Genomic DNA, 24,201 nt, shown 5'->3' on the forward strand with positions numbered 1-24,201 from the left:
CGGACGGGCCGGGGATCACGGGTAAATCGGAAGATCCTTGCGGGCGGCGGTTCCTGACGGCGTGGAACCACGGCCCTGCCCGGCGCGGTCTTCGGGAGCACCGGCATAGTAGAGGCCGCTCAGCATAGGGCCGTTGCCCAACCGGGCGCCGGGGAAGGGCGATTCACGCCCCGTCCCCGCCCGCCCGGTGCGGAGCCGAATGCCCGGCAGGCGGGGCGGCACCGGGCGACCGGGTTGCCGTACGCAGCGACGAACGACAAAGTCACAGGGGGATCACCAGATGCGACCCATTCACCCGATCGATGCCGCCCGGAACGGGAGGGGCGGGCGCCGCAGGTCCTCGTCCGTGCTGGCCGCCGCCGCCCTGGCGACGGCCCTCGCCCTCACGGCGACCGCCTGCGGTCCCGAGGACGACGGCGCGGCCAAGGAGCCCACCGGCTCGGCCACCGCCTCCTCGGACGGGAAGATCGTCATCCCGGACGAGCTGAAGGACCGGCTCAAGGCGCACGGGATCGATCTCGACCAGTGGCGGAACGGCGAGTGGAAGAACTGGGACAAGGACCAGTGGCTCCGTGAGGCGAAGGACTACGTCAACCCGATCATCGAGAACCTCTGGAACCCGGAGCGGATGCGGGACGCCGACCCCGCCCCGGAGCGCCCCGTCGCCGACGACATCTCCGGCGACGAGGGGGTGACCGACCCGACGCCCGCCGTCCGGGAGGCCGTCGAGGCGCACACCCCGTACCACGACAGCGTGCCGGAGAGCGGGAAACTGCTGTTCGACGGTCCCGAGGGCTCGATGGTCTGCTCCGCCACCGTGGTGCAGGACCCGGCGCACCCGGGCAAGTCGAACCTGGTGTGGACCGCCGGGCACTGCGTGCACGCGGGCAAGGAGGGCGGCTGGTACCGCAACATCGCCTTCGTCCCCGGGTACAACGACAGCGGCATGGAGACGGCCCGGCTGGAGACCGCGTCGAAGGAGGAGATCGCTCCGTACGGTGTGTGGTGGAGCGACTGGGCCTCCACCTCGGACCAGTGGATCGCGCAGGGGGCGTCCACCGGCGGCCAGGGCGCCCCGTACGACTTCGCGGTGCTGCACGTGACGCCGGAGACGGGGTCGACGGGCAAGTCGCTGGAGGAGACGGTGGGCTCCGCGCTGCCCGTCGCGTTCGACGCGCCCGCGGTCTCCGGGATCTCCTCGCTGACGGCGACCGGCTACCCGGCCGCTCCCCCGTACGACGGGCAGAAGGCGTTCCAGTGCGACGACGCCCCGGGCCGGCTGTCGGTCTTCGAGGACCAGCCCACGATGTACCGCATCGGCTGTTCGATGACCGGGGGCGCCTCGGGCGGCGGCTGGGTCGGCGAGGGCGCCGACGGCAAGCCCGCGCTGTTCTCGAACACCTCGATCGGCCCGGTCACCGCGGGCTGGCTCGCGGGACCGCGCCTGGGCAAGGAGGCGAAGGCCGTCTACGACGGGGTGAGCCGGAAGTACGCGGGGCGGTGACCGGAGTGACGCTCATGCCGGAGGCCCGGCCGGTCCCCTGGGGGAGCGGCCGGGCCTCCGGTACGTGCGGCTGCGGCGCTTCGTCCGCGTAGTCCGCGTAGTCCGCGTAGTCCGCGTAGTCCGCGAAGAAACGCGGTCAGTGGGCCGCGAGGACGAACACCGCGAGTTCCGCGGCGAGTTCCTCGTGGACCCGGGCCTTGAGCAGGGTGCCCTCCGCGGTGTGCTCCTCGGAGATCACCTCGCCGTCGGCGTGCACCCGCGAGACCAGGGCGCCCTGGATGTACGGGACCAGGGCCTCGATCTCCACGGACGGCCGGGGCAACTCGGCGTCGACGAGTGCGAGCAGCTCGTCGATCCCGGCGCCGGTACGGGCAGAGACGGCGATGGCGTGCCGCTCGGCGCGCATCAGCCGCGCCAGGACCAGCGGGTCCGCCGCGTCGGCCTTGTTGATCACGACGATCTCGGGGACGTCGGTGGCGCCGACCTCCCGGATCACCTCGCGAACGGCGGCGAGCTGCTCCTCCGGGACGGGGTGCGAGCCGTCCACCACGTGCAGGATCAGGTCGGAGTCGCCGACCTCCTCCATGGTGGAGCGGAACGCCTCGACCAGGTGGTGCGGCAGGTGCCGTACGAACCCGACGGTGTCGGCCAGGGTGTAGACCCGGCCGCTGGGCGTCTCGGCCCGGCGGACGGTCGGGTCCAGGGTGGCGAACAGCGCGTTCTCCACCAGGACGCCGGCTCCGGTCAGCCGGTTGAGCAGGGAGGACTTCCCTGCGTTGGTGTAACCGGCGATGGCGACCGAGGGCACCTTGTTGCGCTTGCGCTCCTGCCGCTTGATCTCGCGGCCGGTCTTCATCTCCGCGATCTCCCGGCGCATCTTCGCCATCTTCTCGCGGATGCGGCGCCGGTCGGTCTCGATCTTGGTCTCACCGGGACCACGCGTGGCCATGCCGCCACCGCCGCTGGAGCCACCGCCGCCCATCTGCCGGGAGAGCGACTGACCCCAGCCTCGCAGGCGCGGCAGCATGTACTGCATCTGCGCCAGGGAGACCTGCGCCTTGCCCTCCCGGGACTTGGCGTGCTGGGCGAAGATGTCGAGGATCAGCGCGGTCCGGTCGACCACCTTGACCTTGACGACGTCTTCGAGGTGGATGAGCTGGCCGGGGCTGAGCTCACCGTCGCAGACGACGGTGTCGGCGCCCGATTCGAGCACGATGTCACGCAGCTCCAACGCCTTGCCGGAGCCGATGTAGGTGGCCGGGTCCGGCTTGTCGCGGCGCTGGTACACGGCGTCGAGCACCTGGGCGCCCGCCGTCTCGGCGAGAGCGGCGAGCTCCGCGAGGGAGATCTCCGCGTCGTGCACGGTCCCGGAGGTCCACACACCGACGAGCACCACACGCTCCAGACGGAGCTGCCGGTACTCGACCTCGGTGACGTCCTCGAGCTCGGTGGAGAGACCGGCGACGCGGCGCAGCGCGGCACGCTCGGAGCGGTCGAACTGGTCGCCGTCCCGCTCTCCGTCGATCTCGTGGCTCCAGGCGACGTCCTCTTCCATCAGGGCGTCGGCCCGAAGGCTCTCGGTGGCACGTGCGGAGGCGGACTCCGTGGCGCTCTGCGCGTCCTGCGCGTCCTGGGGAAGGGAAGAAGAGGAGGTCATTGGATCCTTACGTCGAAGATTTCTCGTAGTGACAGTCACAACGCGTCACGTCGCCGGATGATTCCCGAGGGAACGCACCGGCCCGGCCGCGCTGCCGACCCCTGATAGTGGCATGCGCCCGCCGGGCCCGTCATGCGGGTTTCCCGGCGGTCCCGCGCACCGGGCCCGTCACCGGCCGGCCGGCGGGGCCGCCTCGGGGGCCGTGGGCGAGGCCGGCTTCCGAGCCGCCTTCGGGGCCGTCGTCGGGCCCGTCGTCGGCGCGGCGGCGTGCCAGTCCGGGTGACCGGGCATCGCGGGGGTCTTCTCCCCGTACAGCCAGCCGTCCAGGAACCCCGCGAGGTCGCGGCCGGCCGCGCGCGAGGCGAGCCGCACGAAGTCGGCCGTGGTGGCGGACGCGTCGCGGTGTCCGCGCACCCACGCGCGCTCCAGCCGGTCGAAGGCCTCGGCGCCGATCTCCTGGCGCAGCGCGTAGAGGACGAGGGCGCTGCCGTCGTAGACCACCGGCCGGAACAGGTCGAGCTTGTGCCCGGCCGTCGGCAGGGCGGGCCGGGCCGGGGGCCCGCCGGCCGCGCGCCAGCCGTCGGAGTGGGTGTACGCGTCCCGCATGCGCCGCTCCAGCGACGGGCCGCCCCGCTCCGCCGCGTAGCGGGCCTCGTACCAGCTCGCGTGCCCCTCGTTGAGCCAGAGGTCGGACCAGGACGCCGGGGAGACGCTGTCGCCGAACCACTGGTGCGCCAGCTCGTGGACCATCACCGACTCGACGTACCACCCGGGGTGCGTGGTGCCGGTGAAGAGCCGGCGTTCGAAGAGCGACAGGGTCTGGGTCTCCAGCTCGAAGCCGGTGACCGAGTCGGCCACCAGCAGCCCGTACGTCTCGAAGGGGTACGGGCCGACCTGCCGCTCCATCCACTCCATCTGGGCGGGGGTCCTGCTCAGCCAGGGCTCCAGGACCGCGGCGTCGGCCGCCGGGACGACGTCGCGCAGCTCCAGGCCGCCGGGGCCGTCGCGGTGCAGGACCTCGGAGGTGCCGAGGGAGACCTGGGCGAGTTCGGTGGCCATCGGGTGCTCGGTGCGGAACGTCCTGGTCACCGTGGTGCCCCGGTGGCGCTCCCCGGCCGGCAGTCCGTTGGCGACGGCGGTGAGCCGCTCGGGGGTGGTGATCCGGAAGGTGAAGTACGCCTTGTCGGCGGGGTGGTCGTTGCAGGGGAAGACCCGGTGGGCGGCGTCGGCCTGTCCGGCGAGGGCCAGTCCGTCGCCGGTGCGGACCCAGCCGCCGCTGTCCGCGCCCTGGTCGGGGTCGCTGGTGTGCCGGACGGTGATGCGCACCGGAACCCCGGCGGGCAGCGGCGCGACCGGGGTGACGACCAGGTCCTCGTCCGCCCCGGTGAAGCGGGCGGCCAGCCCGTTGACCGCGACCGAGTGGACCTCGCCCCGGGCGAAGTCCAGGTTGATCCGGTCCAGGGGCGCGGTGGTGCGTGCCCTGATGACGGTGACGGCTTCCAGCGGGTCGGTGTTGCGGCCGTCGTAGTCGAGGGCGATGTCGTACGAGAGGACGTCGTAGCCGGGGTTGCCGAGCGTCGGGAAGAGCCGGTCACCGATTCCGAGGGGGCCGCTTCCGGGGGGGCCGCTTCCGGGGGGAGCGGGCGGTGCGGCGGCGATCAGGCCGGCCGACGCGGCGGCCAGCAGGAGGGTGCGCAGGCGGCGGGAGGTGGGCGGCATGGATCACCGCTATCAGCGGCCTTCGTCCCGGCGGGGGACGACGCGCGGTCGGGCCACCCGAACGAGGTGGCCGCCGGGACCGCCCGGCGGCGGGGACCGTCCGGCCTCCGCCCGCCCCGCCCCGCCCGACGCTCCGTCAGGCGCGGCTGACGTCGTAGACCCCGGCGACGTCCCGCATGGCCCGCACCAGGGCGGGCAGTCCGTCCGCGTCGGTGAGCTGCAACGTGTAGGTGTGGCGCACCCGTTGCTCGCTGGGCGGCTCGACGGTGGCGGAGACGATGGCCGCGTCGGCGGTCGCGATCGCCTCGGTGAGGTCGGCGAGGAGCCGCGGGCGCCCGAAGGATTCGGCGACCAGCGTGACCAGGCAGGCGGGCGCGCCGTCGCCCGCGCCCTGGGCGGCGGGGGCCTCCGGGGGGTGCGCCGGGGGCCAGTCGAGCCCGCCGGTGTCCCCGCCGCCCTGCTCCGCCCCGGCCGGGCCGCCGGTGCGCGGGCCGCCGGTGCGCGGGCCGCCGGTGCTGGGGCCTTCGGCGTGGGCGCCGTCGGTGTACGGGGCGTACCGCGCGTCCTCGGCGTCCTGCGAGGCGGCGTCCTCCGGGTGGGCGTCGAACCAGCCGGCGATGGCGATGCGCGCGGCGGGGGTACGGGCGTGGTCGAGCCATTCGCGGGAGGGGCCGGAGGCGGTGTCGCGGGCGAGCAGCAGTTGCACGGTGTCGCCGTCCCCCAGGGCGGTGGCCAGCGTCGCGAGGCGGCCGTTGACCCGTGCGCCGATGCAGCGGTGCGCCCCCTCGCCGTACTGCGCGTAGGCGGCGTCCACGCAGCTGGCGCCGGCCGGGAGGACGAGGGTGCGGCCGTCGGTGCGGAAGACGGTGATCTCGCGGTCCTCGGCGAGGTCGGCGCGGAGGGTGCTCCAGAAGGTGTCCGGGTCGGGCGCGGACTCCTGCCAGTCGAGCAGCCGGGAGAGCCATCCGGGCCGGGTGGGGTCGGCGCGTTCGCCGTCGGCCGGCTCCTCCCCGGCGAGGGCAGGGGCGTCGGGGGCGTACGGATTGCCGAGGGCGACCACACCCGCCTCGGCGACCTTGTGCATCCGGTGCGTACGGATGAGGACTTCGGCGACCGCGCCGCCCGGACCGACGACCGCGGTGTGCAGCGACTGGTACAGGTTGAACTTGGGGGCGGCGACGAAGTCCTTGAACTCGGAGATCACCGGGGTGAAACAGGTGTGGAGTTCGCCGAGGACCGCGTAGCAGTCCGCGTCCTCGCCGACCAGTACGAGGAGCCGGCCGAAGTCGGTGCCGCGCAGCTCCCCGCGTTTCGTCCGGACCCGGTGCACGGAGACGAAGTGGCGTGGTCTGATGAGGACTTCGGCGGCGATTCCGGCCTCGCGCAGGGTGTTGCGGACGTTCTGCGCGATGGTGGCGAGAGGATTCTCTCCGCTCTCCGACTCGGCGATCAGCGTCTGGGTGTGCGCGTGTTCCTCGGGGTGGAGAATGGCGAAGACGAGGTCTTCCAGTTCGGTCTTCAGCGCCTGCACACCGAGGCGTTCGGCGAGCGGGATGAGGACGTCGCGGGTGACCTTGGCGATCCTCGCCTGTTTCTCCGGCCGCATCACACCGAGGGTGCGCATGTTGTGGAGGCGGTCGGCGAGTTTGATCGACATGACCCGGACGTCGTCGCCGGTGGCGACGAGCATCTTGCGGAAGGTCTCGGGTTCGGCTGCGTCGCCGTAGTCGACCTTCTCCAACTTCGTGACGCCGTCGACGAGATAGCTGACCTCCTCGCCGAACTCCTCGCGGACCTGATCCAGCGTCACCTCGGTGTCCTCGACCGTGTCGTGGAGCAGAGAGGCCGTCAGAGTCGTTGTCTCCGCGCCGAGTTCGGCGAGGATCAGGGTCACGGCGAGCGGGTGGGTGATGTAGGGCTCACCGCTCTTGCGCATCTGGCCGCGGTGGGAGGACTCGGCGAGGGCGTAGGCGCGGCTCAGGACGGAGAGGTCGGCGTCCGGGTGATGCGCCCGGTGCGCCTCCGCCACGTGGCCGATCGCGTCCGGCAGCCTTCCCCGGGAGACCGGGCCGAGGAGCGCCACCCGGCCGAGTCTGCGCAGATCGATCCGGGGGCGGGAGCGTTTGCGGACGGGGACACCTGGACTGGCGGCCTCTGCACTCATGGGCACCTCCGGCGACGTCGACCGGCGGTGAGAGGCAGACCTTGAGGTCCCCGGGCCGGTGCTTGATGCTACCGACCCCACCACGTACGGCAGTCCGCCTCTCGCGCAGCGTGAAGCGGATCACCCGTTCGAGCGAAACGTTGTCGGGTTATCGTCCGAGCACCGATTCGAGCCACTCCGCGTCGAGGACCCCTTCGGCGACGATGACGGCGGGGCCGGTCATCTCGATGGCGCCGTGCGGGTGTTCCGTGATCACCAGCGTGCCGCCGGGCAGGTCCACGGTGTACGTGACGGGCGTCCCGGTCACCGCGGGGTCGATGCCGTCCCGGCGGGCCGAGGCGACGGCGACGGCGCAGGCGCCGGTGCCGCAGGAGCGGGTCTCGCCGGAACCGCGTTCGTGCACCCGCATCGCGACGTGCCGGGTGCCCCGGCGGACGACGAACTCGATGTTGACACCCTCGGGGTACACCGCCGCGGGGCCGTACGCGGGCTCGGCGAACAGGCTCCCGGCGTGCGCCAGATCGTCCACGAAGGCGACGGCGTGCGGGTTGCCCATGTTGACGTTGCGGGCTTCCCAGCTCCGCCCGTCCACGGTGACGGTGACGCCGTCGGCGGGCAGCTCGGCCACGCCCATGGAGACCGTGATGTCGCCGTTCTTGGCGAGGTGCACCCGCTTGATCCCGCCGCGGGTCGCGACCGCGAGGTCCCCCGCTTCGGCGAGTCCGGCACGCTGGAGGTGGCGGGCGAAGACGCGCACGCCGTTGCCGCACATCTCGGCGATCGAACCGTCGCCGTTGCGGTAGTCCATGAACCATTCGGCCTCGTCCGCCATGGCGCGGGCCTCGGGGTGGGCGGCGGACCGCACGACGTGCAGCAGCCCGTCCCCGCCGATGCCCGCCCTGCGGTCGCAGAGCCGCGCGACGGCCGCCGGGGGCAGGTCGAGGAGGTTGTCCGGGTCCGGAATGATCACGAAGTCGTTCTCGGTGCCGTGACCCTTGAAGAAGGTGATCTGCTCGGTGCTCACAGAGCAACTGTACGGGCGCCGGGGTGCGCGCGATCAGCGCAGGCGGGCCACGCGCCAGACGGCCAGACCGACGAGCGCGAGGACGAGCACCCCGTAGAGCGCGATCACCCGCCAGTCGGGGCGGGTGCCGGAGCCCCTGGCGGGCAGCCCGGGCCAGGTGTGGCCGACCCGGCGGGCGGCCATCATGCCCCAGCCGGCGGCGCAGCCGCTGATCAGCAGGCCGAGCATGGCGACGACGGCACCGCCGTCGCCGAACTCGAAGGCGAGCGGGAACGCGAACATCAGCGAGCCGGTCGCGGCGAGGACCACGATCGGGGCGAGCTGCCAGATCCGCAGCCGGCGGGCCGGTCTGAGCTCGACCTCGACCTCGGGTGTCACGACGCTCTCGTCGGGCAGGTCGGAGCTGAGCCGCTCGGCGGCGAGCCGCCGCTCCGTCGCCTCCTGCTCCGTGTCACGAGGGCCGGCCTCCATCGCCACGCGCCCTCCCAACTCGGACCTGCCTGTATCGATCGATGCTCGATGATGGCACGCCCGCGCGGGCGGAAAGGACGCACGGGGCGTCCCGATGCCATCACGTGATCAGAGTGTGACCGCTCGTTCGACCAACGTCAGGGCCCGGTCCGGGAGTTCCTCCCGGTTCAACTCCCCGCCGCCCAGCCAGTGGACCCGCGGATCACGGCGGAACCAGGAGTCCTGACGGCGTGCGAAACGCTTGGTGGCGCGCACGGTCTCGGCGCGGGCCTCGTCCTCGGTGCACTCGCCGGCCAGCGCCGCGAGCACCTGCTGGTAGCCGAGCGCGCGGGAGGCGGTGAGCCCGTCGCGCAGCCCCTGGGCCTCCAGCGCCCGGACCTCGTCCACCAGACCGGCCTCCCACATCCGGTCGACGCGCAGGGCGATCCGGGCGTCGAGCTCCGGGCGTTCGACGTCGACCCCGATCTGCAGGGCGTCGTAGACCGGTTCCTCGCCCGGGAGGTTGGCGGTGAAGGGCTTGCCGGTGATCTCGATGACTTCGAGGGCGCGGACGATGCGGCGGCCGTTGCTGGGCAGGATCGCCCGGCCCGCGCCGGGATCGGCGGCGGCGAGCCGCTCGTGGAGGGCGCCGGGGCCGCGTTCGGCCAGTTCCTGTTCGAGCCGGGCGCGCACCTCGGGGTCGGTGCCGGGGAACTCCAGGGCGTCGATGGTGCCCTTCACGTACAGCCCCGAGCCGCCGACCAGGATCGCGGACCGGCCTTCGGAGAGCAGCCGGTCGATCTCCGCGCGGGCGAGGCGCTGGTACTCCGCGACGCTGGCCGTGCGGGTCACGTCCCAGACGTCCAGCAGGTGGTGCGGGACGCCGTCGCGTTCGGGAAGGGTCAGTTTCGCGGTGCCGATGTCCATGCCCCGGTACAGCTGCATGGAGTCGGCGTTGACCACCTCGCCGCCGAGCCGCTGGGCGAGGAACACCCCCAGATCGGACTTGCCTGCTGCCGTGGGGCCGACGACGGTGATGACGCGCGGGGCCGGAACTGGGTTTCTCACCGCCCCAGTCTCCCAAACCTCCCGCGCCCCGCCGACCCGACCCCACCATTTGTACGACTACGCACCTTTTGTTCCCCGCGAGTAAAATCGTCGGCACCGGACAGGAGTGCCGGTGCGGGAGCTGATTCGGCCCGAGCGACCACGGCACGGAGGGTGACCCATGGGGTTCCTGGACAATCTGAAGGCCCGGCTGGGACCGGCGAAGGAGAAGGTCGGCGACAAGGTCGGCGACCTCGCGCAGCAGCACGGGGGCAAGATCGAGCAGGGCCTGGACAAGGCCGCGCGCACGGTCGACGAGAAGACCAAGGGCAAGTACAGCGACAAGATCCAGAGCGGTACGCGGAAGGCGAAGGACACGGTGGACCGCCTCGGCCACAAGGACGCGCACGGTCCGGGTCCGGCGACGGGCTTCGACGGCACGGGCGGCACGCCCCCGCCGCCGGCCCACTGAGTCGGGACGGCACAGCCGGACGGCACGAGCGCACGACGCGCCGGTACGCAGGATCAGAAGGACGGCCGCGGGGCCAGGCCCCGCGGCCGTCACCCGTTCGCGGGGTCCGTACGGGTGAAGCGGCGGCCGGGGCAAAGTGCCCGGCCGCACGACGGGCTCAGGACCAAGCGGCGACGGTGTAACCCACTCCGTACGGCGCGTCCTCGTACAGCGCCCTGCCCCGCAGCCCCGCCCCGTCCGCGGCCCCGGCGAGCACCTGCCAGGGGGCCCGGCCCGCCGCCTTCAGGGCGTACGCGAGGGGGGCGTCGAGTTCTGCGAGGGCCCGCACGTCCGCCGCGCCCAGGGCCCGTGCGGTGGCGGCGTCGAATCCCTCCGCGCGGGGGTCCAGATAGCCGGGCGCCTTGACCGTGCGGCAGGCGCTGCCGTCGCCCATCACCAGCAGGGCCACCCGCTCCGCGCGCTTGGCCAGGCCCCGTCCGGCCTCGGCGCAGCGCTCCGGGGAGAGCGGTTCGCCGACGCCGAGCCCTTCCACGGGGGATGCGGTCCAGCCGGCCGCCGCGAGCAGCCAGGCGCCGACGGCGAGCGAGGCGGGCAGCGGCCGGGAGGGCGTGCCCTCGTCGGGGGTGGCACCGGCCCAGGTGCCGGTGCCCAGGCGGACGCCGAGGTCGACGCCGAAGCCGCGGAAGTCCCCGGTGGTCCCCGCGGGGAAGGTGCCCCGCTCGCCCTCCGCCGCGGGCCCGACCACGATCAGCAGATCCGGGCGGGTCCGGGCGAGGACGGCGAGGGCTTCCGCACAGGCGGCCCGGACCGGGTCGAGCTCGGGGGCGGCCCCGGCGGCGACCTCGGGGACCAGCAGGGGCGGGCAGGGGCTCACGGCGGCGGCGACAAGCATGCCGGTCAGCGTACTGGCCGCTCCCCCGCCGCCGAGCGGGCCCTGCCCGTGAACCCGGGCAGGGCCCGCTGGGGTCGGGTCAGCCGCAGCCGCAGCCCGGCGCGGAGGCGGCCGGCAGCGGAGCCGGGGCACCGATGGTGGGCAGGCCCAGCATCACACCGGCGGGCTTGGCCGCCGCGGCGGCGTTCCGCTTCTCCCAGGCGTCGCCGGACCGGGTGGAGCGCACGGCGAGCGTGGCGCCCTCGGCGAGCAGGTGGTGCGGGGCGGCGTAGGTGATCTCGACGGTCACCACGTCGCCGGGGCGCACGGTGCCCTCCGGCTTGGTGAAGTGGACGAGGCGGTTGTCGGGGGCGCGGCCGGAGAGCCGGTGGGTGGAGCCGTCCTTGCGGCCCTCGCCCTCCGCGACCATGACCTCCAGGACGCGCCCGACCTGCTTCTTGTTCTCCTCCCAGGAGATCTCCTCCTGGAGGGCGGAGAGGCGCATGTAGCGCTCCTGCACGATCTCCTTGGGGATCTGCCCGTCCATGTCGGCTGCCGGGGTCCCGGGGCGCTTGGAGTACTGGAAGGTGAAGGCGTTGGCGAAGCGGGCCTCGCGCACGGCGTGCATGGTCTGCTCGAAGTCCTCCTCCGTCTCGCCGGGGAAGCCCACGATGATGTCGGTGGAGATGGCGGCGTCCGGCATCGCGGCGCGCACCTTCTCGATGATGCCGAGGAAGCGTTCCTGCCGGTAGGAGCGGCGCATGGCCTTGAGGACCGTGTCCGAGCCGGACTGCATCGGCATGTGGAGCTGCGGCATGACGTTGGGCGTCTCGGCCATCGCGGCGATCACGTCGTCGGTGAAGTCGCGGGGGTGCGGCGAGGTGAAGCGGACCCGCTCCAGGCCCTCGATCTTCCCGCAGGCCCGCAGCAGCTTGGAGAACGCCTCGCGGTCGCCGATGTCGGAGCCGTAGGCGTTGACGTTCTGGCCGAGCAGGGTGATCTCGGAGACGCCCTCGGCGACCAGCGCCTCGATCTCGGCCAGGATGTCGCCGGTACGGCGGTCCTTCTCCTTGCCGCGCAGGGCGGGCACGATGCAGAAGGTGCAGGTGTTGTTGCAGCCGACCGAGATGGAGACCCACGCGGCGTAGGCGGACTCGCGGCGGGTGGGGAGCGTGGAGGGGAACGCCTCCAGGGACTCGGCGATCTCGATCTGCGCCTCCTCCTGGACGCGGGCACGCTCCAGCAGCACCGGGAGCTTGCCGATGTTGTGGGTGCCGAAGACCACGTCGACCCACGGGGCCCGCTTCACGATGGTGTCGCGGTCCTTCTGCGCGAGGCAGCCGCCGACCGCGATCTGCATCCCGGGGCGCTTGGTCTTCATCGGGGCGAGCCGGCCGAGGTTGCCGTAGAGCTTGTTGTCGGCGTTCTCGCGGACCGCGCACGTGTTGAAGACCACGACGTCGGCGTCGCCGTCTGCGTCCTCGGGGGCACGGACGTAACCGGCGTCCTCCAGCAGGCCCGACAGCCGCTCCGAGTCGTGGACGTTCATCTGGCATCCGTACGTACGGATTTCGTAGCTCTTGAGTTCTTGAACGTCCACTGCGAGGCTCCGGTCGCTGCTGCTGGTCATCCCTCAAGGGTAGGCGCTCGCGGAAAGCCCCCTCCCCCGCCGTCCGCGGGCGGCTCTGGCCAGCGCGGGCCCCGGCTGGCAGGATCGCGGCCATGTCCCCGTCCGGCCCGCCCCCCGCCCGCCGCCGTCTGCTGCGCGCGGGCGCCGCCTCGGCGGTCTCGCTGGGGCTCCTGCTCTGGTGGGTGCTGCCGCTCGACAGCCCGTCGCCCAGCGGCTCCCTGGTCTTCTCCACCGGTGTTCGGACCGGTGTCTACCAGCTCTACGGGGAGCGGCTCGAAAGGGCGCTGGCGACGGACATGCCGGGGGTGTCCATACAGCTGCGGACCAGCCAGGGCTCGCAGCAGAACATCGAGCGGGTCGCGGCGGGTGAGGCGGACTTCACCATCGCCACCGCCGACTCCGTGGCGACGTACCTGCGGAGCGGCAGGCCCGGGGCGCGGCGGCTCCGCGGCTGCGTCCGCCTCTACGACGACTACGTGCAGCTGATCGTTCCCCGCTCCTCCTCCGTGCGCAGCGTCGCCGACCTGCGGGGCAAGCGGGTGGGCGTCGGGCAGCTCGGGTCCGGGGTCAAGCTGGTCGCCGACCGGCTGATGACCGCGGCGGGTGTCGATCCGGCGAAGGGGGTCACTCCGGTGACCGCCGGGATCGACACCATGCCCTCGCTGCTGGTGGAGGGGAAGCTCGACGCCTTCTTCTGGTCCGGCGGGCTGCCGACCAGCGCGGTCCAGCAGCTCTCGCGGCGGACCGACGTCCGGCTGGTGCCGCTGGAGGACGAGCTGATCCGCCGGCTCCAGGCGGCGGGCGGTTCGACCCGCTACTACCGCGCGGCCGTCATGCCCGCCGACGCCTACCCGGACGTGCAGCGGGGACAGTCCGTGCCCACCATCGCCGTCGCCAATCTGCTGGTGACCACGGACCGGACGGACACGGCGATGACGGAGGCGTTCACCCGTACCGTCATCAACAGCCGGGACCGGATCGGGCGGGAGGTGCACTCGGCGCAGCTGGTGGACCTGCGCACGGCCATCTACACCGATCCGCTGCGGCTGCACGACGGCGCCCAGGAGTACTACCGGTCGGTCAAGCCGTAGGTGGTGTCCGGCGGATCACGGTCGGACAGGGCGCCGCGACCCCGGCCATGATCCGCCGGACACCGCCTAGCGGAGGAGTGCCGGGCCGGGGCCCCGTGAGGGGGCGTCCCGTCAGCCGTGCGGGGCGTCGCGCGGTACGGACACCGTGACCCGCAGGCCGTGCGGGTCGTTGCGGCCGTAGTCGATCGTGCCGCCGCCCGCCGAGAGCAGCGCCCGCGAGATGGAGAGGCCGAGTCCGGAGCCCCGGACGTTCTGGTGGCGGTTGCTCCGCCAGAAGCGGTCGCCCACGCGGGCCAGTTCCTCGTCGGTGAGTCCGGGGCCCCGGTCGGCCACCACGACGGTGGAGACGGGGCCCTCCGCGGCGACCGACACCGTCACGTCCTGGCCGGGCGGGGTGAACTTCAGCGCGTTGTCGATCACCGCGTCCAGCGCGCTGGAGAGCGCTGTCGGGTCGGCCCAGGCGGTGACGGCCGGGGCCCCCGCCTGGGCGAGGCCCACACCCTTCCGGTCGGCGACCGGGTGCCATGCCGCGACGCGCTCGGCGGCGAGGGCGGCGACGTCGGTGAGGGCGAGGTCGGCCTCGGCGTGCTCGGCGAGTGCCAGGTCAAGCAGGTCGTCGAGGACCTGGGCGAGCCGCTTCCCCTCCAGCCGCACCGAGGCGATCTCCTCGTTCCCCTCAGGGAGTTCGAGGGCGAGCAGCTCGATCCTCAGCAGCAGCGCGGAGAGCGGGTTGCGCAGCTGGTGGGAGGCGTCCGCGACGAACGCCCGCTGCTGTTCGAGGACTTCTTCGACGTTGTCGGCCATCTCGTTGAAGGAGCGCGCCAGTCTGCGGAGTTCGGGAGGGCCACCGCCCTCGGCCACGCGGGAGCGCATCCGGCCGCGTGCGATGTCGTGGGTGGCGGCGTCCAGGGTCCGCACCGGGAGCAGCACCCAGCCGGTGAGCCGGAACGCGGCCCCGACCGCCACCAGCATCGCCGCCGCCTCGCCGAGGGCGATGATCAGCCAGCCGTGCTGGACGCGGGCCCGCATCTCGTCGGTGGGCGAGTCGATGACGACGACCGCGACGACGTCCCCGTCGCGGACGACGGGCGAGGCGACGACGATCCGGCCGCGCTGCCAGGGCCAGACCTGCGGCGGGTCGTGGGAGCGGCGGCCGAGCAGCGCCTCCTGGAAGGCGGCGCGGCCCTCGCCCTCCCGGGGCAGGTTCCAGGTGGACGGTGCCTTGGCGAGGTAGCGGTCGTCGCGGTAGAAGATCCCGGCGCGGATGCCGTAGACGGTGGCGTAGGCGTCGAGATCCGCCTGGAGGGTGCGGCGGCGTTCGTCGTCGGGGGCGACCGGTTCGCTGATGAACTGGGCGAGCGCGGCGAAGCGCGCGGTGTCGTCGATCCGGTCGATGACGACCTTCTGCTGCTCGGCGCCGGCCACGCTCATCGCGAGGGGGAAGCCGAGCGCCAGCAGCACGGCGGCCATGAGCACGATGAGCAGGGGCAGCAGGCGGGTACGCACCGGAACGGCGGGTCCTCAGGCGGCCGGCGGGACGAGCCGGTAGCCGACCCCCCGCACCGTCTCGATGAGCGCGGGCAGCCCCAGCTTGGCGCGGAGCGAGGCGACGTGCACCTCCAGCGTCCGGCCGGTCCCCTCCCAACTGGTCTGCCACACCTCGCTGATGATCTGCTCGCGCCGGAACACCACGCCGGGGCGCTGGGCGAGCAGGGCGAGGAGGTCGAACTCCTTGCGGGTGAGCTGGACTTCGGTGCCGTCGACGCTGACCCGGCGGGTGGGCAGCTCGACCCGTACGACTCCGAGCCGCAGGGCGGCGAGCGGGATCGGGGCGGTGTCCTCGCCGCTGGTGGTGCGGCGGGCGACGGCGTGGATGCGGGCGAGCAGTTCGCCGGTGTCGTAGGGCTTGGTGACGTAGTCGTCGGCGCCCAGGTTGAGTCCGTGGATGCGCGAGCGGACGTCGGCGCGGGCGGTCACCATGATGACGGGGGTGGAGGTGCGCTTGCGGATCCTGCCGAACACCTCGTAACCGTCCTGGTCCGGCAGCCCGAGGTCCAGCAGGATGACCCCGAAGGGCTCCCGCTCGGCGGGGAGCAGGGCGCGCAGGGCCTCCTCGCCGCCGCGGGCGTGCACGACCCGGAAGCCGTGGCGCGCGAGCACGGCGGACAGGGCCGCGGCGACGTGGTTGTCGTCCTCGACGAGCAGCAGTCTCACTGGCCCTCCTCTCCGTGCCGGCCGGTCGTGATCCCCGGGCGCCGCCCCGAGGGCGGCCCGCTTTTCCTGGCGGACGGCCTTCACAGGGCGTGACCCCAGGAGGAGACGATAGACGGCGTCCGCTTTCTCCGGCACGCTCGCCGAACCCGCCGTCGGCCTCCGCGCCGCCTCCTCCGTCCCCCTGGGCATCAACGCCGAAACGCGTGATCCAGTCAAGTCCCGCCCCGTTACGACGGGGTTTCCGTTACCCACCCGGTACTCCGGTGCGCACGGGGCGCCCGCCTCCTTCACACCGAGTATCCGGGGAATGCCGGATCGTTATCCTCAATTCTCCCTCAGATCTGCTGACGGTCATCGCGCTGCGTCACTAGGGTCCAAGTGCCTCGGCAGGCAGGGTTCGCCCCTGCCGGACGAGGCACTGGCCACCCGAGGAGGACGGAGCAAGAGCCGATGAGCGGAGTTTCAGTGACGAAGGCCGCCGAGGATGCCGCACCCGAGGCCGACGACCTCGTCGTACTGAGCGACGTCAACAAGCACTTCGGCGCGCTGCATGTGCTCCAGGACATCGATCTGACCATCGCCCGGGGCGAGGTCGTGGTCGTCATCGGACCGTCCGGGTCCGGCAAGTCCACGCTGTGCCGCACGATCAACCGGCTGGAGACGATCGATTCGGGGTCGATCACGATCGACGGACGCCCACTTCCCCAGGAGGGCAAGGAACTCGCCCGGCTGCGCGCCGATGTGGGCATGGTCTTCCAGTCGTTCAACCTCTTCGCGCACAAGACCGTGCTGGAGAACGTCATGCTGGGCCAGGTCAAGGTCCGCAAGACCGACAAGAAGGCGGCGGAGGAGAAGGCCCGGACCCTGCTCGACCGGGTCGGGGTGGGCGCGCAGGCGGACAAGTACCCCGCACAGCTCTCCGGCGGTCAGCAGCAACGCGTCGCCATCGCACGGGCGTTGGCGATGAACCCGAAGGTCATGCTCTTCGACGAGCCCACGTCGGCGCTCGACCCGGAGATGATCAACGAGGTTCTCGAAGTCATGCAGCAGCTGGCCCGGGACGGCATGACGATGATCGTCGTCACCCACGAGATGGGCTTCGCCCGCTCCGCCGCCAACCGTGTGGTCTTCATGGCGGACGGAAAGATCGTCGAAGAGGCCGCGCCCGAGCAGTTCTTCAGCAACCCCCGCAGCGACCGGGCCAAGGACTTCCTGTCGAAGATCCTTCACCACTGACGACAACGACCTACGACAGAAGGAAAGTTCAGATGCAGCTCCGCAAGTCGGCCGCCCTCGCGGCCATCGCCGTCATCGCTCTGACCGCCACCGCCTGTGGGGGCAAGGAAGGCTCGGCCGGGGACAAGCCCGCGGGCACCAAGCCCGGCGCCTCCGACGCGCCCGCCCTTCCCACGTACACCGTCGCGACCGGTGTCGACCTGGACTCGCCGGCCTTCAAGGAGGCCAAGAAGCGCGGCAAGCTGATCATCGGCGCCAAGGCCGACCAGCCGTACCTGGGCTTCGAGGACCAGTCCACGAAGGAGCGCTCCGGCTTCGACATCGAGATCGCCAAGATGATCGCCGCGGACCTCGGCTTCTCGGACAAGCAGATCGAGTGGAAGACCGTCGACTCCGGCATCCGCGAGACGGCGATCTCCAAGGGCCAGGTCGACTACTTCGTCGGTACGTACACGATCAACGACAAGCGCAAGCAGCTGGTCGGCTTCGCCGGTCCGTACTACAAGGCGGGCGCCGACCTGCTGGTGCGCTCCGACGAGAAGGCCATCACCGGCACGGACACGCTGAAGGGCAAGAAGGTCTGCTCGATCGTGGGTTCCACCCCGCTCCAGGAGATCAAGAAGCCCGAGTACGGCGCGAGCGTCGTCGAGCTGGCCAAGTACTCGGACTGCGTGCAGCAGCTGCTGACCAACCAGGTCGACGCGGTCACCACCGACGACTCGATCCTCAAGGGGTACGCGGCCCAGAACCCCAAGAAGCTGCGCGTCATCGGCAAGCCCTTCACCGAGGAGCCCTACGGCGTCGGCCTGAACAAGGACGACAAGGTGCTGCGCGACGCGATCAACGACTCGCTGGAGAAGCACATCCAGGACGGTTCGTACAAGAAGATCTACGACGCGACCCTCGGTCTCTCCGGCTCGGCGTACACCGCCCCGCCGGCCATCGAGCGCTACTGACGGCGCGCCGCCCGGCGTCACTTCCCCGACGCCGGGCGGCCCCGCCCGCCCCACCTGACCCGTACGCCCCGACCGGCCCCGTACGCCCGATGCCGCTGACAGCCGACGCGGAGACCTCATGAACGTACTGCTCGACAATTTCCCGGAGTTCCGCGACGGCTTCATAGGCACGGTGTCGATCACCGCCGTCAGCTCGGTCATCGCGCTGGTGCTCGGCGTCGTCATCGCCGGCATGCGGGTTTCACCGGTGCCGCCCCTGCGGTTCTTCGGCACGGCCTGGGTGACGCTGCTGCGCAACACCCCGCTGACGCTGCTCTTCCTGATCTTCTTCTTCGTCGTGCCGCAGGTCTTCTTCTCGGGCCTGAGCCCGTTCGTCCTCGGCTCGCTGGCGCTGGGCTTCTACACCTCGTCGTTCGTCTGCGAGGCCGTCCGCTCCGGCATCAACACCGTGCCGCTGGGCCAGGCCGAGGCCGCCCGCTCGATCGGCATGTCCTTCCCGCAGACCCTGCGCCTCGTCGTCCTCCCCCAGGCGACCCGGTCGGTGATCCCGCCGCTGAGCAGCATCTTCATCGCCCTCACGAAGAACTCGGCCATCGCCGGCGCCTTCAGCGTCGCCGAGCTGTTCGGCTGGCAGAAGCTGATGAGCGACCGCGGCTACTCGATCACCCCCGTCTTCATCTGGGTCGCCCTCGGCTACCTGGTCGTCACCTTTGTCATCAGCGGTCTCTTCCGGCTGCTGGAGCGCCGCATGGAGGTCGCCCGATGAGTGCCAGCGTTCTCTACGACGCGCCGGGCCCGAAGGCCACCGTCCGCAACCGCGTCTACGCGGTCGTCGGTGGCGCCGCCATCGTGGCGCTGATCGTCTTCGCCATCAAGCGGCTGTCGGACACCGGCAACCTCGACGCCGGCATGTGGGACATCTTCAACTACGCGGGCATCCGGCAGAACATCGCCGACGCGGTGCTGGCCACGCTCAAGGTCTTCGGACTGGCGGCGGTCGGTTCGGTCGTCCTCGGTGTGGTGCTCGCGGTCGGCCGCCTCTCCGACCACCCGCCGGTGCGCTGGGCCGCCACCACCTTCATCGAGCTGTTCCGCTCGATCCCGCTGCTCATCACGATCTACGCGATCTGGGTCGGCTTCCTGACCGACTACTCGATGTGGGCGCTGGCGCTGGGCCTCTCCGTCTACAACGGCTGCGTCCAGGCCGAGGTGCTGCGGGCCGGAATCAACTCGGTCCCCCGGGGCCAGAGCGAGGCCGCGTACGCGCTGGGCATGAGCAAGACCCAGGTGATGCTGGGCGTACTGATGCCGCAGGCCGTACGGGCGATGCTGCCGACGATCATCAGCCAGCTGGTGGTGACCCTCAAGGACACCTCGCTCGGCTACATCATCCTGTACCCGGAGCTGCTCCAGACCGCGCGTCTGATCGCCTCCAACACCCTGGTCGACGGCAAGTACCCGTACGTGTCGACGATCGTCGTCATCGGCACCATCTACGTGGCGATGTGTCTGCTGCTGTCGGCGCTCGCGACCTGGATCGAGCGGCGCGGCCGGCGGGCCAAGACGGGCATCGCCGTGGCGTCGGCCGCTCCGGCCGGCTCCATCGACGCCCCCGTCGCGACGGCCACCGTCCCGGCCGCCCGGCCGGGGGGCGCAGGGGGCGCGGACCTCGGGCCGGCGGCGGACCCCGTCGCGAAGACGGTCGCGCCCGACGGGACCGGGGGGACCGGAGGGGACACCGGGACCGTCGGGAAGTCGTAACGGCCCGCCCGGAGCGGGGAGCATTCGAGGCAGCGGCGCACGCGTCGCTGCCTCGCTCGCTTGACGCGGGCACCCCCAGTGGGTTGCATACGTTCTGTGATCACGCACCGGACTTCGACCGCTTCGACTACCAGGTTTCGCATGACCGTTCGGGCCGGAGGGTACGCACCGTGGACCCGGTGATCGTCGTCGGCGCCGGACCCGTCGGTCTGACGCTCGCCCTCGCACTGGCGGCGCACGGCGTGCCCTCCGTCCTCCTCGACGAGGGGCTCGGCAAGGACGAACCGCGCCCCGCCCGCACGGTGGTGCTGCGCGAGGACACCACCGACCTGGTCATGCGGCTCGGCTGCGCCACTCCGGACCGCGCGGCGCTGAGCTGGTCGGGCTGGCGTTCGCTCCGCCGGAACCAGCTGGTACGCGAGGTACCGCTCGGCGAGGGCGGCCCGGGAAGCGGATCGGTACCGGCGCCCGTCCACCTGCCGCAGCACGCGCTCACCCGGGGGCTGCGGGCCGCGGTGGCCGCCCACGAGCTGATCCGGCTCGTGCCGCTCAGCCGGGTCGACACCCTGGAGCAGGACGCGTCCGGCGTGACCGTGCACACCAAGGACCCCGACGCGACCTGGTGGCGCGGAAGTTACCTGGTCGGATGCGACGGAGCACGCTCCACCGTGCGCAAGCTCCTGGACGTCAGGTTCCCGGGACGGACCGCCGTGGAACGCCACGCCGTCGCCGCGCTGCGGGTCGAACTCCCTTGGCCGGGCCAGGCGGTGCTTCACCGTCAGCCACCGTGGCGCTCGGTCGGCACCGAGGTGACGGCCCGTCCGCTGCCTGGCGGGGTCTGGCGGCTCGACTGGCTCCTCCCCGCGCACGGTGAACTGGTCACGCCGGAGGCCCTGATCGCCCGCACCCGGGAGACGCTGGCCGGCTGGTGCGGGGAGACCCCGCCCTACGAGCTGCTGGACACCGGCGTCCACACGGTCCACCACCGGCTCGCGCTGCGCTGGCGGGTGAAGCGGGCGTTCCTCGCGGGGGACGCCGCCCATCTGCTGGGCGCGCTGGGCACCCAGGGCGTGGACGAGGGCCTGCGGGACGCCGAGAACCTCGCGTGGAAGCTGGCCCAGGCCTGGCACCACGGCGCGTCCGACCTGCTGCTCGACAGCTACCAGGCCGAGCGCCGGGCCGCCGTGGCCGCCCGGCTGCGCGCCGCCGACCAGTCGCTGCCGATACTGCGCGGCGGAGGCGGGCTGCGGACCCTGGTGGCGGGCGGCGCACGCGGGCACGACACCCTCTTCTTCGACGCACACCTCGGGTACGGCCCGCTCGGCGCGCCCCCTTCGTACACGCACTCCCCCCTCGCACCACAGCACGCCCAGGCGCACGTCCCGGTCGGTACGCCCCCCGGTGCGCCGGTCACCGACGTACGGGCGACCGCTCCGGACGGAACATCCGTACGACTGCGGGCTCGGCTGGGGCGTGGCCGGTTCCTCGTGGTGCTGGTCGCCCCGGGCACGGGCGTCTGGGACCGGCGGCACTGGATGACAGCGGGCGTGATGCCCCGCCTCGCGGAAGCCGTGCGCGCCCTCCCGGTGGAGAGCGAACTCCTCGTCACGGAGAGCTATCCGGGGGCGGCGGCCCACGCGGTTCTGCTGATCCGGCCGGACGGACATCTGGTGGCCTCGTTCGCCGGGGTGCGGCCGGCGGAACTCTTCGCCGCGGCGGACGCCGCACGGGGTGGTCCGCCCGGTACGCCCGGTACCGCCGGCGCTTCCCCGGGGGACGAGGACTCGGCCCCGCGCGCCTCCACGCGCTCCGAAAGGGCCGCCACACTCAATTGACCCGCGTGGACACGCGTGGTGTACTCCAGAACATGACCGACGACACCTGCGTACGCCTGTGGCGGAGGGTCCACATGGACCTCGTCCGCTACGCGGGCTGCGTGTGTCGCCCTTCCTGCTGACTCGCCTTCCTCGCCGTGCCGTGCTGCCTCCGCACCGGCACGCGCTTTCACGCGAACTCTCAGGACGGTCATCGTGTCTGTGCTCTCCACCTCTTCCCTGCCCGCGGCCTCCCCGGGGTCGCCGGACGCCTCAGCAACCGGCGTTTCCCCCGAAGCCGTCGAAGCCTCCGGTCTCCCGACCCAGACCCCGGCGCCCGTCGCGGCTCCCGTGGCGCCCGCGTCTCCCGTAGTGACCGCACCTCCCGCGACACCCGCACCTCCCGTGGCGACCGCACCGACGCCTGCGGAACTGCTCGCGTTCGCCCGCCGGACCGCGGCCGACGCCGAGTTGACCGCCTCCCTGCCGCTCGACCCCGAAGGCCGCACCTGGGTGCGGCTGGACGGGCCGGCGGGCAGCGAGGCATGGCTGATCGGCTGGCCACCCGGCACGGGTACCGGCTGGCACGACCACGCGGACTCGGTCGGCGCCTTTCTCACCGCTTCCGGCACCCTGAAGGAGCACTCTCTGGCCGCCCGGCTTCCCACCGACGGGTGGAAGACGCTGGAGCTGACCGAAGGGATCGACCGCGAGCGCGAACTGACGACGGGTCAGGGACGCGCGTTCGGCCGCCACCATGTGCACGAGGTGCTCAACGAGTCCACCACCGAGCACGCCGTCTCCGTGCACGTCTACTACCCGCCACTGCCCCGCATCCGCCGCTACAGCCGCACCGGCGCGGTGCTCCGGCTGGAGCAGACCGAGATTCCGGAGGACTGGCAGTGAGCGAGCACGCGTACCTCCGCACGGCGAGCGGCGCATCGGCGTCCGATGAATCGGCGAGCGGCGCATCGGCGTCCGATGAATCGGCAGGCGGTGCATCGGTGTCCGGTGAATCGGCGGGCGGGCCGGTCGGCATCGACGAGTTCCTCGAACGGGTACGGAAGGACTTCGAGCGGATCGGTCCGGACGAGGCCGCGGCAGAAGCCTCCGAGGGTGCTCTGCTGGTCGACATCCGCTATGCCGCCCTGCGCGAACGCGACGGTCTGATCCCGGGCGCGCTGGTCGTCGAACGGAACGAACTGGAGTGGCGGCTCGACCCCTGGGGCAGCCACCGCGCGGAACAGGCGGTCGGCCACGACCTGCGGATCGTGATCGTCTGCAACGAGGGATACGCCTCCAGCCTCGCGGTGGCCTCCCTGCACCGGCTCGGCCTGACCCGCGCCACCGATCTCGTCGGCGGATTCCAGGCATGGCGGGCGGCCGGCCTCCCGGTCACCGCCACCGCCACCGCCACCGCCACCGCCACCGCCACCGCCACCGCCACCGCCGAGTGACCGTACGCGGTTGAACGTGCGGGGATGAACGTGCTCGGATGAACGTCCGCGTGCCGATCCGGCGTTTCGTGGGGCCGGGCCGGCCTGTGGCCAACGGCCCGGCCCCACGACGCAGGCCCCACGTCGATCCGGCCCCACGACCCTCCGGTCCCACGACGCAGACCCGACGGAGTCCGGGCCCGACGGAGTCCGGGCCCGGGGCCGCTCCGGCCCGACGCCACTGCGCGCCGCGCGGGCCCCCGTTCGCACGCACGCCGCTCCGGGGCCTACCCGAATGGCCGCTCCCCGGTGGAGCGGTCCCCGCGCAGGCCCGACATTCGCCTCATGCACCACGAGGCGAACGTGTACGGAGATGGCGCGCTGATGGACATGGACTCCCCCGTCCTCACCCCGGACGAACTCGACGTCCAGGCGTCCCGCCTCCAGGAATCGGAGACCTGGCGGCGCATCGTCACCGGCTGGGACCGCTCGGCCCTTGAACCCGAAGTACGGCTCCGACCGGCCACCGGACCCGCCGACGCGGCGCCCACGACCGCGTCCGGCACCGGCGACGCGCTCCCCGTGCGGTCACCGGAGCACTGGCGTGGGCTGCTCTCCGTGCCTGTCGACCAGCTCGTCACGGACTCCCTGCGCGCCCTGCCCGCCGCGTCCCCCGCCGAGCGGCGCCTCCCGGGGCGGCTGGGCGCGATGCTGCCGGACCGGCTCCACTCCTGGCGGCGCATCGGCCGGAGCGACGTACGCCCCTCGGTCCATTTGGCGTACGCGCGACTGGTCCTGACGGAATGGGGGTGGCAGAACACTCCGTACCGGCTGCGCAACGCTCGCGGTGCCCGGTGCGTGTGCGGGGCGATGCTCACGGCGCACCGGCTCGGCTACGGCTCCGCCGAGACCGTGGACCGGGCGGGGGCGTGGATGATCACCGAGCTGCGCTCGCAGGGCTGGACCGATCTGATCGGCCCCTGGAACCGGGCGCCCGGCCGCACCGCCTCCGACGCTCTCGCCCTGATCGACGCCACCATCCGGCGCGCCTCCCTGGCGGGCCACTGACCGTCGGCCGGGTTCGGCGGCCCGTCTCGCTCGGCAGCCGGTTTCAGCAGCCCACGTCAACAGCCCGACCGTGCGACAGTCCGACCC

22 protein-coding genes are annotated in these 24,201 nt (G+C 72.4%); 12 read left to right on the forward strand and 10 right to left on the reverse strand.

Features of this window, described 5'->3' with window-relative positions; all coding sequences use genetic code 11:
- Positions 1–280 precede the first annotated feature (280 nt).
- Positions 281–1,504 carry a trypsin-like serine peptidase gene (locus ACFWEE_RS12350; RefSeq protein WP_386888538.1) on the forward strand — a complete coding sequence of 408 codons (1,224 nt, stop codon included), beginning with the start codon at positions 281–283 and terminating at the stop codon, positions 1,502–1,504.
- Positions 1,505–1,640: 136 nt separating this feature from the next.
- Here the strand turns inward: ACFWEE_RS12350 and hflX are convergent, their stop codons facing one another.
- The 6 genes from hflX to miaA all read right to left on the reverse strand — a co-directional run bounded on the left by hflX (position 1,641) and on the right by miaA (position 9,586).
- Complete coding sequence (gene hflX / locus ACFWEE_RS12355) at positions 1,641–3,161, reverse strand: GTPase HflX (protein WP_386888539.1); 1,521 nt, start codon at positions 3,159–3,161, stop codon at positions 1,641–1,643.
- A 168-nt stretch (positions 3,162–3,329) separates the two neighbouring features.
- Positions 3,330–4,880: a M1 family metallopeptidase gene (locus ACFWEE_RS12360; RefSeq protein ID WP_386888540.1), complete on the reverse strand. Its 1,551-nt coding sequence runs from the start codon at positions 4,878–4,880 to the stop codon at positions 3,330–3,332.
- Positions 4,881–5,016: 136 nt separating this feature from the next.
- A complete protein-coding gene (locus tag ACFWEE_RS12365; protein WP_386888541.1) occupies positions 5,017–7,044 on the reverse strand; it encodes a RelA/SpoT family protein in 2,028 nt (675 codons plus the stop codon).
- A 148-nt stretch (positions 7,045–7,192) separates the two neighbouring features.
- Entirely contained in the window at positions 7,193–8,068 is an 876-nt protein-coding gene (dapF, locus tag ACFWEE_RS12370; protein WP_386888542.1) for a diaminopimelate epimerase, read from the reverse strand.
- Between the two features lie 33 nt (positions 8,069–8,101).
- Positions 8,102–8,539, reverse strand: a complete 438-nt coding sequence (locus tag ACFWEE_RS12375; protein ID WP_386888579.1) for a hypothetical protein — start codon at positions 8,537–8,539, stop codon at positions 8,102–8,104.
- Between the two features lie 108 nt (positions 8,540–8,647).
- The gene (gene miaA / locus ACFWEE_RS12380; RefSeq protein ID WP_386888543.1) at positions 8,648–9,586 is read right to left on the reverse strand and encodes a tRNA (adenosine(37)-N6)-dimethylallyltransferase MiaA; all 939 of its coding nucleotides are present in this window, start codon (positions 9,584–9,586) and stop codon (positions 8,648–8,650) included.
- A gap of 160 nt (positions 9,587–9,746) precedes the next feature.
- Here miaA and ACFWEE_RS12385 point away from each other — a divergent pair, with 160 nt between their 5' ends.
- Positions 9,747–10,037 (forward strand): antitoxin, encoded by a 291-nt coding sequence (locus ACFWEE_RS12385; RefSeq protein WP_386888544.1) that lies wholly within the window; start codon positions 9,747–9,749, stop codon positions 10,035–10,037.
- A 157-nt stretch (positions 10,038–10,194) separates the two neighbouring features.
- On the opposite strand, the gene ACFWEE_RS12390 is transcribed toward ACFWEE_RS12385, so the two are convergent.
- Complete coding sequence (locus ACFWEE_RS12390) at positions 10,195–10,929, reverse strand: class III extradiol dioxygenase subunit B-like domain-containing protein (protein ID WP_386888545.1); 735 nt, start codon at positions 10,927–10,929, stop codon at positions 10,195–10,197.
- Positions 10,930–11,008: 79 nt separating this feature from the next.
- Positions 11,009–12,538 carry a tRNA (N6-isopentenyl adenosine(37)-C2)-methylthiotransferase MiaB gene (miaB, locus tag ACFWEE_RS12395; RefSeq protein ID WP_386888546.1) on the reverse strand — a complete coding sequence of 510 codons (1,530 nt, stop codon included), beginning with the start codon at positions 12,536–12,538 and terminating at the stop codon, positions 11,009–11,011.
- A gap of 92 nt (positions 12,539–12,630) precedes the next feature.
- Between miaB and ACFWEE_RS12400 the strand changes: the two genes are divergently transcribed.
- Positions 12,631–13,629, forward strand: coding sequence for a TAXI family TRAP transporter solute-binding subunit (locus ACFWEE_RS12400; RefSeq protein ID WP_386888547.1), 999 nt, complete (start codon positions 12,631–12,633; stop codon positions 13,627–13,629).
- Positions 13,630–13,740: 111 nt separating this feature from the next.
- Here ACFWEE_RS12400 and ACFWEE_RS12405 read toward each other — a convergent pair whose 3' ends face one another.
- Positions 13,741–15,135: an ATP-binding protein gene (locus tag ACFWEE_RS12405; protein WP_386888548.1), complete on the reverse strand. Its 1,395-nt coding sequence runs from the start codon at positions 15,133–15,135 to the stop codon at positions 13,741–13,743.
- A 15-nt stretch (positions 15,136–15,150) separates the two neighbouring features.
- A complete protein-coding gene (locus ACFWEE_RS12410; protein ID WP_386888549.1) occupies positions 15,151–15,843 on the reverse strand; it encodes a response regulator transcription factor in 693 nt (230 codons plus the stop codon).
- A 450-nt stretch (positions 15,844–16,293) separates the two neighbouring features.
- Between ACFWEE_RS12410 and ACFWEE_RS12415 the strand changes: the two genes are divergently transcribed.
- The 9 genes from ACFWEE_RS12415 (at position 16,294) to ACFWEE_RS12455 (ending at position 24,114) form a co-directional block, all read left to right on the forward strand.
- Positions 16,294–17,079 (forward strand): amino acid ABC transporter ATP-binding protein, encoded by a 786-nt coding sequence (locus ACFWEE_RS12415; RefSeq protein WP_386888550.1) that lies wholly within the window; start codon positions 16,294–16,296, stop codon positions 17,077–17,079.
- Between the two features lie 32 nt (positions 17,080–17,111).
- The gene (locus ACFWEE_RS12420) at positions 17,112–18,035 is read left to right on the forward strand and encodes a glutamate ABC transporter substrate-binding protein (RefSeq protein ID WP_327178337.1); all 924 of its coding nucleotides are present in this window, start codon (positions 17,112–17,114) and stop codon (positions 18,033–18,035) included.
- 118 nt (positions 18,036–18,153) lie between these two features.
- Positions 18,154–18,801: an amino acid ABC transporter permease gene (locus tag ACFWEE_RS12425; RefSeq protein ID WP_386888551.1), complete on the forward strand. Its 648-nt coding sequence runs from the start codon at positions 18,154–18,156 to the stop codon at positions 18,799–18,801.
- Positions 18,798–19,796 (forward strand): amino acid ABC transporter permease, encoded by a 999-nt coding sequence (locus tag ACFWEE_RS12430; RefSeq protein ID WP_386888552.1) that lies wholly within the window; start codon positions 18,798–18,800, stop codon positions 19,794–19,796. Before ACFWEE_RS12425 ends, ACFWEE_RS12430 begins: the two co-directional genes overlap by 4 nt.
- Before the next feature lie 170 nt (positions 19,797–19,966).
- A complete protein-coding gene (locus ACFWEE_RS12435) occupies positions 19,967–21,631 on the forward strand; it encodes an FAD-dependent monooxygenase (RefSeq protein WP_386888553.1) in 1,665 nt (554 codons plus the stop codon).
- A 32-nt stretch (positions 21,632–21,663) separates the two neighbouring features.
- Positions 21,664–21,753, forward strand: a complete 90-nt coding sequence (locus ACFWEE_RS12440) for a putative leader peptide (protein WP_328719044.1) — start codon at positions 21,664–21,666, stop codon at positions 21,751–21,753.
- A 262-nt stretch (positions 21,754–22,015) separates the two neighbouring features.
- Positions 22,016–22,516 carry a cysteine dioxygenase gene (locus ACFWEE_RS12445; protein ID WP_386888554.1) on the forward strand — a complete coding sequence of 167 codons (501 nt, stop codon included), beginning with the start codon at positions 22,016–22,018 and terminating at the stop codon, positions 22,514–22,516.
- Between the two features lie 98 nt (positions 22,517–22,614).
- A complete protein-coding gene (locus ACFWEE_RS12450) occupies positions 22,615–23,067 on the forward strand; it encodes a rhodanese-like domain-containing protein (protein ID WP_386888555.1) in 453 nt (150 codons plus the stop codon).
- A gap of 369 nt (positions 23,068–23,436) precedes the next feature.
- A complete protein-coding gene (locus ACFWEE_RS12455; RefSeq protein ID WP_386888580.1) occupies positions 23,437–24,114 on the forward strand; it encodes a hypothetical protein in 678 nt (225 codons plus the stop codon).
- The last annotated feature ends 87 nt before the right edge of the window (positions 24,115–24,201 follow it).

This window comes from Streptomyces sp. NPDC060184, from assembly GCF_042728795.1.
In the GTDB taxonomy this organism is placed as follows: Bacteria; Actinomycetota; Actinomycetes; order Streptomycetales; family Streptomycetaceae; genus Streptomyces.